This window comes from Sporichthya sp., assembly GCF_013815995.1.
Classification (GTDB): domain Bacteria; phylum Actinomycetota; class Actinomycetes; order Sporichthyales; family Sporichthyaceae; genus Sporichthya.
In genome coordinates this window covers 1-8,756 of record NZ_JACDFE010000192.1, presented here as the reverse complement: position 1 = coordinate 8,756, position 8,756 = coordinate 1, and the positions used below count along the sequence as shown (strand labels likewise).

Annotated in this window: 12 protein-coding genes; 3 read left to right on the top strand and 9 right to left on the bottom strand. The window is 72.2% G+C overall.

The window, feature by feature from the left end; all coding sequences use genetic code 11:
* Positions 1 to 221 (bottom strand): anti-sigma factor (locus H0X00_RS18380; RefSeq protein WP_293773745.1); only part of this gene is annotated, 221 nt, incomplete at its 3' end.
* Positions 218 to 808: an RNA polymerase sigma factor SigE gene (sigE, locus tag H0X00_RS18375; protein ID WP_293773743.1), complete on the bottom strand. Its 591-nt coding sequence runs from the start codon at positions 806 to 808 to the stop codon at positions 218 to 220. The genes sigE and H0X00_RS18380, both read right to left, overlap by 4 nt.
* Positions 809 to 988: 180 nt before the next feature.
* Here sigE and H0X00_RS18370 point away from each other — a divergent pair, with 180 nt between their 5' ends.
* A complete protein-coding gene (locus tag H0X00_RS18370; RefSeq protein ID WP_293773741.1) occupies positions 989 to 1,624 on the top strand; it encodes an O-methyltransferase in 636 nt (211 codons plus the stop codon).
* A gap of 91 nt (positions 1,625 to 1,715) precedes the next feature.
* On the opposite strand, the gene H0X00_RS18365 is transcribed toward H0X00_RS18370, so the two are convergent.
* Both H0X00_RS18365 and H0X00_RS18360 read right to left on the bottom strand, forming a co-directional pair.
* Positions 1,716 to 3,233 carry a leucyl aminopeptidase gene (locus tag H0X00_RS18365; protein WP_293773739.1) on the bottom strand — a complete coding sequence of 506 codons (1,518 nt, stop codon included), beginning with the start codon at positions 3,231 to 3,233 and terminating at the stop codon, positions 1,716 to 1,718.
* A 38-nt stretch (positions 3,234 to 3,271) separates the two neighbouring features.
* A complete protein-coding gene (locus H0X00_RS18360) occupies positions 3,272 to 3,439 on the bottom strand; it encodes a DUF3117 domain-containing protein (protein WP_019875696.1) in 168 nt (55 codons plus the stop codon).
* A gap of 198 nt (positions 3,440 to 3,637) precedes the next feature.
* Here H0X00_RS18360 and H0X00_RS18355 point away from each other — a divergent pair, with 198 nt between their 5' ends.
* Positions 3,638 to 4,420: an enoyl-CoA hydratase-related protein gene (locus H0X00_RS18355; protein ID WP_293773736.1), complete on the top strand. Its 783-nt coding sequence runs from the start codon at positions 3,638 to 3,640 to the stop codon at positions 4,418 to 4,420.
* Positions 4,421 to 4,492: 72 nt separating this feature from the next.
* Here the strand turns inward: H0X00_RS18355 and H0X00_RS18350 are convergent, their stop codons facing one another.
* Genes H0X00_RS18350 through H0X00_RS18340 form a run of 3 tightly spaced genes read right to left on the bottom strand, consistent with a single transcriptional unit; the run spans position 4,493 to position 5,829 of the window.
* Positions 4,493 to 5,065: a DNA-3-methyladenine glycosylase I gene (locus H0X00_RS18350; protein ID WP_293773734.1), complete on the bottom strand. Its 573-nt coding sequence runs from the start codon at positions 5,063 to 5,065 to the stop codon at positions 4,493 to 4,495.
* Positions 5,062 to 5,517 carry an SRPBCC family protein gene (locus H0X00_RS18345; RefSeq protein ID WP_293773732.1) on the bottom strand — a complete coding sequence of 152 codons (456 nt, stop codon included), beginning with the start codon at positions 5,515 to 5,517 and terminating at the stop codon, positions 5,062 to 5,064. Before H0X00_RS18345 ends, H0X00_RS18350 begins: the two co-directional genes overlap by 4 nt.
* Positions 5,518 to 5,829, bottom strand: coding sequence for a DivIVA domain-containing protein (locus tag H0X00_RS18340; protein ID WP_293773731.1), 312 nt, complete (start codon positions 5,827 to 5,829; stop codon positions 5,518 to 5,520).
* Positions 5,830 to 5,948: 119 nt separating this feature from the next.
* Between H0X00_RS18340 and folP the strand changes: the two genes are divergently transcribed.
* Complete coding sequence (folP, locus tag H0X00_RS18335) at positions 5,949 to 6,761, top strand: dihydropteroate synthase (RefSeq protein ID WP_367186689.1); 813 nt, start codon at positions 5,949 to 5,951, stop codon at positions 6,759 to 6,761.
* 16 nt (positions 6,762 to 6,777) lie between these two features.
* Here folP and H0X00_RS18330 read toward each other — a convergent pair whose 3' ends face one another.
* Positions 6,778 to 7,092, bottom strand: coding sequence for a hypothetical protein (locus H0X00_RS18330; protein ID WP_293773726.1), 315 nt, complete (start codon positions 7,090 to 7,092; stop codon positions 6,778 to 6,780).
* Positions 7,093 to 7,337: 245 nt separating this feature from the next.
* The gene (locus tag H0X00_RS18325) at positions 7,338 to 8,594 is read right to left on the bottom strand and encodes an ATP-binding protein (RefSeq protein ID WP_293773724.1); all 1,257 of its coding nucleotides are present in this window, start codon (positions 8,592 to 8,594) and stop codon (positions 7,338 to 7,340) included.
* Positions 8,595 to 8,756: the final 162 nt, after the last annotated feature.

The following is an 8,756-nucleotide window of genomic DNA, read 5'->3' as shown; positions in this document are numbered from 1 at the left end:
GGCTCCCCCGGCGCCGCGAGGTTGAGCAGCGCCCCCATCAGATTCGCGGACGGGTCCGGAGCGCCCAGGTGGGTCAGTCCGATCTTGGTCCGGGACTCGGCCTCGCAGGCCGCCCGGCACGTGCTGCACATCAGCAGGTGCGCCGAGATCAGCTCCCGCGTCACGCGCGGCAGCTCGCCGTCGACGTAGGCGGCGAGCCGGTTCCCGAGGTGGCAGTTCACGTTGCGACTTCGAGCGCGGACCGGGGCGGCGGAACCGGCGGGGCAGTCCTGTTGGCGGAGCTGCGGTGGTCGAGGGCAGCGCGCAGCTGCGCCCGGCCGCGGTGAATTCGGCTGCGGACCGTCCCCAGCTTGATGCCGAGCGTGGCGGCGATCTCCTCGTAGGACAGGCCTTCGATGTCGCAGAGCACCACGGCGGCGCGGAACTCCGGCGGGAGCTGGTCGAGGGCGTACTGGACGTCGGCGTCGAACCCGCGCTCGTCGAGCAGCTGCTGGGGCGACGGCTCACGGCCGGGCAGCCGCTCGTGAGCGTCCTCGGCGAAGCCCTCGAACCGGATCCGCTGCCGGCGGCGGACCATGTCGAGGAAGAGGTTGGTGGTGATCCGGTGCAGCCAGCCCTCGAAGGTGCCGGGCTGGTAGGTCGACAACGAGCGGAAGACCCGGACGAAGACCTCCTGGGTGAGGTCCTCCGCGTCGTGCTGGTTGCCGGAGAGGCGGTAGGCGAGCCGGTAGACGCGTGCGGAGTGGGTCCGGACGATCTCTTCCCAGCTCGGGGGCACCCAGTCGGTGGGCGCGGCCCCTGTCTCCACGTGATCTCCTTCAACGGGCTCAGAACACCACCCTACGCGGCGTTCTGTGTGCCGCCTGTGAGCGCGCGATCGGCCCGATGTGGAATGAACGAGCGCGCCCCCGGGTCCGTTCCCGGAGAGTTCTCTTCCCTGGCGTTAGGCTGCGCGAAAACCACCCGGGCCACGAGCTGAGGACCATCCATGGCGGGCATCGGAACCGAGCAGATCGACGCCGACGGCATCCTGGCTGCCGCCGCGCAAGCGGACGCCTACCTGGCCGAGGACGAGGTGCTGCGCGACGCGCGGACCCGCGCCGCGGAGAACGGCCTGACCGTCCCGCGATCCAGCTTCGGCGCGACCCTGCGCTTCCTCGCCGCCCTGCTCGACGCCCGTTCGGTGGTCGAGGTCGGCACCGGCACCGGCGTCACCGGGGTCTGGCTGCTGCGCGGGATGCGCGCTGACGGGGTGCTGACCTCCGTCGATCCGGATCCGGACTACCAGCGGATGGCCCGCACCGCGTACACCGAGGCCGGGGTGCCCGCGAACCGCGCCCGGCTGATCGTCGGCCGCCCGATCGAGGTCCTCCCCCGGCTCACCGACGGCGGGTACGACCTGATGTCGGTCTGCGCCGACCCGCTGGAGTACGCCGACTACCTGCGCGAGGCCCCGCGTCTGCTGCGCGACGGTGGGGTCGTCGTATTCGGCGACGCCACCGGCAGCTCCCCCGGGGCGATGCGCGCGCTGGGCAAGGAGCTGCTGGTCAGCGAGGACTTCGCCGCCGTCCTGCTCCCCGTCGGCACCGGCCTCCTGGCCGCCACGAAGCGCCCGCTCCGCTAGCCCGCGGGTGCCATAGACCCCGAAAGCGCAGCATGGCACGCAGATTTCGCGTGCGAAGGTGCCGTAGTGCGCTTTCGGGGGTGCGCAGCACCTAACGCCGACGGGCCGGGTAGGCCTCGAGCCAGCGGAGCAGCAAGCGGACGCCGTAGCCGGTGCCGCCCTTGGTGTTCTCGTGCTCGTCGCCGTCGATCTTGCCGGGCCCGGCCATGTCGATGTGCGCCCACGAGCGCTCGCCGACGAACTCGCGCAGAAACAGCGCGGCGGTGATCGCGCCGCCCTGGACCTTGCGGTTGCGCTCGTGGGGGACGTGGGCGATGTCCGCAATCGGGGAGTCCAGCGCGGGGCGGTACTCGTCGATCAGCGGCATCCGCCAGATCCGGTCGCCACCGGCCGCGGACGCCGCTTCGAGCGCCGTGGCGAGCCGGTCGTCGGCCGTGAACAGCGCGGCCATCCGCCGGCTCAGGGCCAGCGTCGCGGCGCCGGTCAGGGTGGCCAGGTCGACCATGACGTCCGGGTCGAGGTGGACATCGGCGTAGGCCAGCGCGTCGGCCAGCACCAGGCGGCCCTCGGCGTCGGTGTTGAGCACCTCGACGGTGGTGCCGCCGTAATGGGTGATGACGTCGCCGGGCCGGAACGCCGAACCCGAGGGCATGTTCTCCGCCGCCGCGACCAGGCCGGTGACCCGCACCGGAATCGACAGCGCGTGCAATGCAGACATCGCACCGATCACCGCGGCCCCGCCGGCCATGTCGGCCTTCATCGCCACCATGCCGTCGGTGGGCTTGAGCGACAGGCCGCCGGAGTCGAAGGTGATGCCCTTGCCGACGAGCACCACATGCGGCTCATCACCCGTCGCGTCGGACGGGGTGTAGCCGAGGCGGATCAGCCGGGGTTCCCGGGCCGAGCCCTGGCCGACGGCGAGGATGCCACCGAATCCGCCGGCCCGCAGGTCGGCCGGCTCCCAGATCTGAACCTCCAGCCCGGACCGCGCGGCCATCGACTTGGCCCGGGCGGCGAGCCAGGCCGGGGTCTTCTCGGCCGAGGGGGTGTTGGCCAGGTCGCGGGCCAGGCAGACGGCGTCCGCGGTGATCTCGCCCCGACCGGCGGCCGGCCCTGCGGCCTCGGCCCGACGGCCCGCGGCGACGTGCAGGTCGATCGCGGTGACGTTCTCCTGCTTGGGCTCGCCGCTGCGGATTCCGAAGGAGTACGAGCCGAGCAGCAGGCCCTCGGTGAAGGCCCGGACCCCATCGGGACCGCTCTTGGCGACCACGGTGGTGGCCAGCCGGGCCCGGCTGCGGACGCGACGCGCCAGCGCGGCCCCGGCCCGGCGCAGCGCAGTCGGGCTGCCGTCCCCGGTCCCGACCAGCAGGATCTGCTCGGCCGTGCCGGCGCCCATCAGTGGAATCGCGACGATCTCCCCCGCGTCACCCTTGGCCTTGTCCCGGACTGCGAGCGCCAGCAGATCCACGCCCAGCGCCTTGCCGGCCGCCGTGAACCCGGGGCCAGGGACGGGACCGTCCGGACCGGGCGAGAAGGGGACGGCAAGAACGTCGGAACGCCCCCCGACCAGGGGCTTTCCGACGACGACGTGCACGGCCGGACGGGCCATGGTTCTCCTTCGGCCGCCGGGCATCGCCCGGGAGTGGGCTAGGAAACGACGCCCTTCAGGGCCTCGCCGAGGGCGCCGGCCTCATCCGCAGAGAGCTCCACGACCAGGCGTCCGCCACCCTCCAGCGGGACCCGCATGACGATGCCGCGGCCCTCCTTGGTGACCTCCAACGGGCCGTCTCCGGTCCGTGGCTTCATGGCCGCCATGTCTCGCTCCTCATCGTTGACGCCTGCCGGGGCGGGCCCCGTCGGCGAAGTGACGCCGCGTTCGTTGATCTCCAGTATCTCTGATCCCCGACCCGGGCGAACGCGCTCACCCCCCTCGGCGCGCCCCGGAGGCCTCCGGAGACCTAGGCTCGGCCCGTTGTCGAGGGAAGTTAACCCGCCGCACGAAGGAGTGCCCGGATGTCCGAGCCGGTCCTGGTCGAGACGGTCGACGGCGTCGCCACGGTGACCCTGAACCGCCCGGAGACCTTCAACTCGCTCAATCTGCTGGCCAAGCTGCTCCTGCTGGACGCCCTCCGGGCGATCGCAGACGACCCCGAGGTCCGGGCCGTGGTGCTCACCGGCGCCGGACGCGGCTTCTGCGTCGGGCAGGACCTGGCCGAGATCGAGCCGGACAAGCCGGCCAAGGAGCGCTTCACCACCGTCGCCGAGCACTACGCGCCGCTGGCCCGCCTGATCGCCGAGATGGACAAGCCGGTGATCGCCGCGATCAACGGCCCGGCCGCCGGGGCCGGACTCTCCCTCGCGCTGGCCGCCGATTTCCGGATCGCCTCCGAGAAGGCCTCGTTCACCACTGCCTTCACCGGCATCGCGCTCAGCCCCGACACCGGGATGTCGTGGCATCTGCCGCGCCTGGTCGGGGCGAACAAGGCAGTAGAGCTGCTCATGCTCTCCCCGACCCTCAAGCCGGACGAGGCGCTCGAGCTCGGTCTGATCACCCAGGTGGTCGCCCCCGAGGAGCTCCTCCAGACCGCGCAGGCGCTGGCCGCCCGGCTGGCCGCCGGGCCGACGCTGGCCTACGGGATGATCCGCCAGCTGCTCCGCTACGCCGCCGACCACGACCTCGCCGAGACCCTGGCCAAGGAGCACGAGCTGATCGAGCAGGCCGGCGATTCCGCGGACCACCTGGCCGCGGTGGACGCGTTCCTGAACAAGCGCAAGCCGGAATTCACCGGCCGCTGACCCCCGCCGAACCATAAGGCGTGACACGCTTTCTGGTTCGACGCTGCGGGAGCGGGCTGAGATTCCGTCAGGTCAGGACGCGGTCTGGCATCCGGCCAGGTGGTCGTTGACCATCCCGGTCGCCTGCATCATGGCGTAGGCGGTGGTGGGCCCGACGAACGCGAAGCCGCGCTTCTTCAGCGCCTTGGCCAGCGCCGTCGACTCCGGCGTGATCGCCGGAACGTCGGCCAGGGTCTTGGGCCGGGCCCGGCGGCCGGTCGGGGCGAACGACCAGAGCAGTTCGTCGAAGCCGCCAGGCCCGAGCGCCACCGCGGCCTTGGCGTTCTGCACGGACGCGAGCACCTTCGCCCGGTTGCGTACGATGCCCGCGTCCGCCATCAGGCGCTCGACGTCGGCGTCGGTGAACTCGGCCACGGCGGGGATCGAGAAGCCCGCGAAGGCGGCGCGGAAGTTCTCCCGCTTGCGCAGGATCGTCAGCCACGACAGACCGGACTGGAAGGCCTCGAGTGTCAGCCGTTCGTAGAGCCGGTCGTCACCGCGGACCGTCCGCCCCCACTCGGTGTCGTGGTACGCGATGTAGTCCGCGGTGGACAGCCCCCACGGGCAGCGCCTGCGCCCGTCCGGACCCGCGACCGCGGCACTCACCCCTGGGCCTCGGCCCGGACCGCGTAGCGCGCGAAGCGGCGCAGCGCGAGCCCGATCACCACGCGGGTGCCGATCGACAGGAACGGCGTGAGCAGGCGCCCGGGCGCACCGAACGGAGGCACCAGGGCCTCGCACCAGCGCACCCGGCTGCGGTCGGCGCCCAGCGGCTGGACCTCGAACCAGGCGGTGCCCTTGAGCATCCGGCCGGTCTTGACCACGTCGAGCCGGCGCGGGGGGTCCCAGGCGGTGATGGTCATCCGGTCGGCGATGGCCAGCGGCCGGAACCCGGTCCAGCCGATGATGCGTTCGCCCTCGCCCCGCCCGGCGCCGCCGCCGACGACCTCCACCTTGGTCAGCGGCATCCAGGCCGCGTGGCTCGGCCAGTCGACCAGGCCGGCCCAGACCCGGTCCGCGGGCAGGTCGATGTCAACGCTCAGTTCGATGGGGCGCACTCAGTACTCCGTGGAGGTGTCAGCGTCGGGGCGCACCCCGAGCGCGATCTCCAGCTCCTCGATCCGGGCGTCCCGGGTGGCGAGTTCGTCGCCGAGCCGGTTCAGCACGGAGTCGACCGAGTCCATCCGGTAGCCGCGCAGCTTCACCGGGAACCGGACCTCGGCCAGGTCGGCGGCCCCGACCGGGCCCTCGTGGCCGTCCAGCGGGAGCGGGTCGCCGGCGACGTCGCCGAGCGTTCCGCCGGCGCCCGCGGCCACTCCCGCGGTGGCGAAGACGACCACCGCGACCACGACGACCATCAGAGCGAACATGGACCCGATCGTGTCACGCGCCCCCGACACCGCAGCCGACCCTCCAACCCTCAAGGAGTCCTGGCGTGACCGCGTTTCGACTGGGCCGGCAGAAGTTCGGCGACGACGAGCTGGCCGTGATGGCGATCGTGAATCGGACCCCCGATTCTTTCTACGACAAAGGCGCCACCTTCGCCGACGAACCCGCGATGGCGGCGGTGTCGCTGGCCGTGGAGTCCGGGGCGCGGATCATCGACATCGGCGGGGTGAAGGCCGGGCCCGGTGACGAGGTGGACACCGCCGAGGAGTTGCGCCGGGTGGTGCCGTTCATCGCCGCGGTCCGGGAGCGCTGGCCGGAGGTCGCGATCAGCGTCGACACCTGGCGCGCCGAGGTCGGGGCCGCCGCCTGCGAGGCCGGCGCCGACCTGCTCAACGACGCGTGGGGCGGGGTCGACCCGGACCTGGCCTCGGTGGCTGCGCAGTACGACGTCGGCATCGTGTGCACCCACGCCGGCGGCGCCGAGCCGCGGACCCGGCCGCACCGGGTGACCTACCCCGACGTGATGGCCGACGTCCTCGGGCGCACCCTGGCCCTGGCCGAGCGCGCGGTGGACCTCGGGGTGGCGCGCGAGTCGGTGCTGATCGACCCCGGCCACGACTTCGGCAAGAACACCCGGCACTCCCTCGAGGTGACCCGGCGGCTGCCGGAGATGACCGCGACCGGCTGGCCGGTACTGGTCTCGCTGTCCCGCAAGGACTTCGTCGGCGAGACCCTCGACCTGCCGCCGAACGAACGGCTGAACGGGACGCTGGCCACCACCGCGATCAGCGCCTGGCTCGGCGCCCGGGTGTTCCGCGCCCACGACGCCGCCGCCACCCGGCAGGTACTGGACATGACGGCGTCGATCCTCGGGACCCGCCCGCCCGCCGTGGCCCGGCGCGGCCTGGCGTAAGCAGACTGACGGTCCGTCAGACCCCGAACGACCGACCGACGAACATGCCGATAGCCTGCAGCTGGGCCGCCGCCTCCACATCGGCCGGTGGCGCGCCCGCGACGCTGTAGGACCGGCGCACCGCCTCGGTGGCGGCGACCAGCGCGAGAGCGATCCGGCGGGCCTGGTCCGGGTCGAGACCGTCGAAGGACAGCGACATCTGCGCCACCGGACTGGTCAATACCGCACGGTCCTCGGGATCCTGCGCGATCTGGGCCGCGCTGGAGTTCAGCTCGGCCAGCACCGAATTGCGGATCGGCAACCGCGCCCCGTTGACCACGACCTCGCCCACTGCGCCTCCCCTACGTCGGCCCTAGCTCGGCCCTACTTTGACCCCTGACTCGGCCCCGGACCGGCCCTGATTCGCCGGAACCGACGCTATCTGCCTCATGTCGGCCGGGTGCGGCGTGGTACCGCGGCGCCGCGATGACCACTGCGCGACATCGTTGAAAAAGCTGAGGTGGCGCGCGGCCCGACGCTTCGCCTCACAGCTTTCAACCCTGTCGCTCAGTGGTCATCGCGGGTGAGGGCGACCGCTCAGCCGATGACCTCATCGGGGGCGGCCAGGAAGAGGGCGAAGACGGCGGGGCGCTGCTGGACCAGCTCGAGGCGGGCGCCGTCGGCGCGGGCGAGGTCGCGGGCCAGGGCAAGCCCGCGGCCGGTGCTCTCACCGCCGGAGACGCCGGCCTCGAAGATCCGGTGACCGAGGGCGTCGTTGACCCCGCCGCCCTCGTCGGTGACCTCCAAGACGACCGAGCCGCCGACGGTGCGGGTCCGGATGGTCACGGTGCCGCCGCCGTGGGCCAAGGCGTTCTCGACCAGGGTCGCGAGGATCTGGGACACGCTGGCCGGATTCGCGCGCGCCGTGAGGTTCGGCACCCCGACCAGCTGCAGCCCGCGGTTGGCCTTGCTGAAGGCCACGCTCCACTCGTCGAGCTGCTGGGACACAATCTTGTCGATGTCGATGCTGTCCCCGGACACCGCCATCGGCGTCCGGTTCTGCGCCAGCAGCTGCGAGACCACCTCGGTCAGCCGCTCGACCTGGGAAAGCGCGACGGTGGCCTCGTCGCGCATCGCGTCCATATCGTCGGACATGGTGATCTCCTCCAGCCGCATGGACAGCGCGGTCAGCGGCGTCCGGAGCTGGTGGGAAGCGTTGGCGGCGAACTGCCGCTCGGCGGCCAGGATCCGGGAGATGCGTTCGGCCCGGCGTTCCAGGACGTCGGCGACGCGGTCCACCTCGGGCAGGCCGTAGCTGCGGCGGTGCCGGCGCCGGCGCGGGTCACCGGAGCCGAACCGCTCGGCGGCCTCGGCCAGGTCGACCAGCGGCCGGGCCAGGCTGCGGGCCTGCAGCGCGGCCAGCGCACCGGCGGTGGCCACGGCGAAGAACGCCTCGATCAGGATCAGCAGCCAGGCCTTGTGCACCTGCCGGGTGACCCGCGCTCGGGACTCCAGAACGACGACCTGCTCGCCTTGCTCGCCGGTCAGCTCGACCCGCAGCGGGTTGCCCTCGTCCGGTGCCGGGGCGCCGAGCAGGATCGTCTGCCCCCCCGTCAGAACCACGGTGGCGCTGCGGTCCTGGGAGACCTGCCGCTGCAGCGACTCCTGGTCGACCTGCTCGCCGCGCGCTGTGCGCACCTCGACGGTGTTCAGCAGACGCTGGGCCTCGGCACGCAGGCTGTCGGCGGCGCTGCTCTGGATGCCGTTGCGCATCGCCACACCCAGCGGGACGCCGAGCAGGAACACGACGACCACGACCACCGAGAGGGTGGAGAGAACGAGCCGCCTACCCACACCGATGGGGGGCTGCGCCCCCCATCACCCCCCCGGAAAAGCGCTTACGTGCCACGCCCTAGTGGTCTGTCTGTGAATTAGCGCGGTATGATTGATCATGCCGATCAAGACAGCACCGGCGTTGCCGGTCAGTAGTGAGCAGCGCGCGGAGTTGGCCCGGAT

Excerpts from the sequence above, each read along its gene's own strand:
- H0X00_RS18370 (WP_293773741.1), top strand. The coding sequence starts at position 989 with ATGGCGGGCATCGGAACCGAGCAGATCGACGCCGACGGCATCCTGGCT.
- H0X00_RS18365 (WP_293773739.1), bottom strand. The coding sequence starts at position 3,233 with ATGGCCCGTCCGGCCGTGCACGTCGTCGTCGGAAAGCCCCTGGTCGGG.
- H0X00_RS18360 (WP_019875696.1), bottom strand. The coding sequence starts at position 3,439 with ATGGCGGCCATGAAGCCACGGACCGGAGACGGCCCGTTGGAGGTCACC.
- H0X00_RS18355 (WP_293773736.1), top strand. The coding sequence starts at position 3,638 with ATGTCCGAGCCGGTCCTGGTCGAGACGGTCGACGGCGTCGCCACGGTG.
- H0X00_RS18340 (WP_293773731.1), bottom strand. The coding sequence starts at position 5,829 with ATGTTCGCTCTGATGGTCGTCGTGGTCGCGGTGGTCGTCTTCGCCACC.
- folP (WP_367186689.1), top strand. The coding sequence starts at position 5,949 with ATGGCGATCGTGAATCGGACCCCCGATTCTTTCTACGACAAAGGCGCC.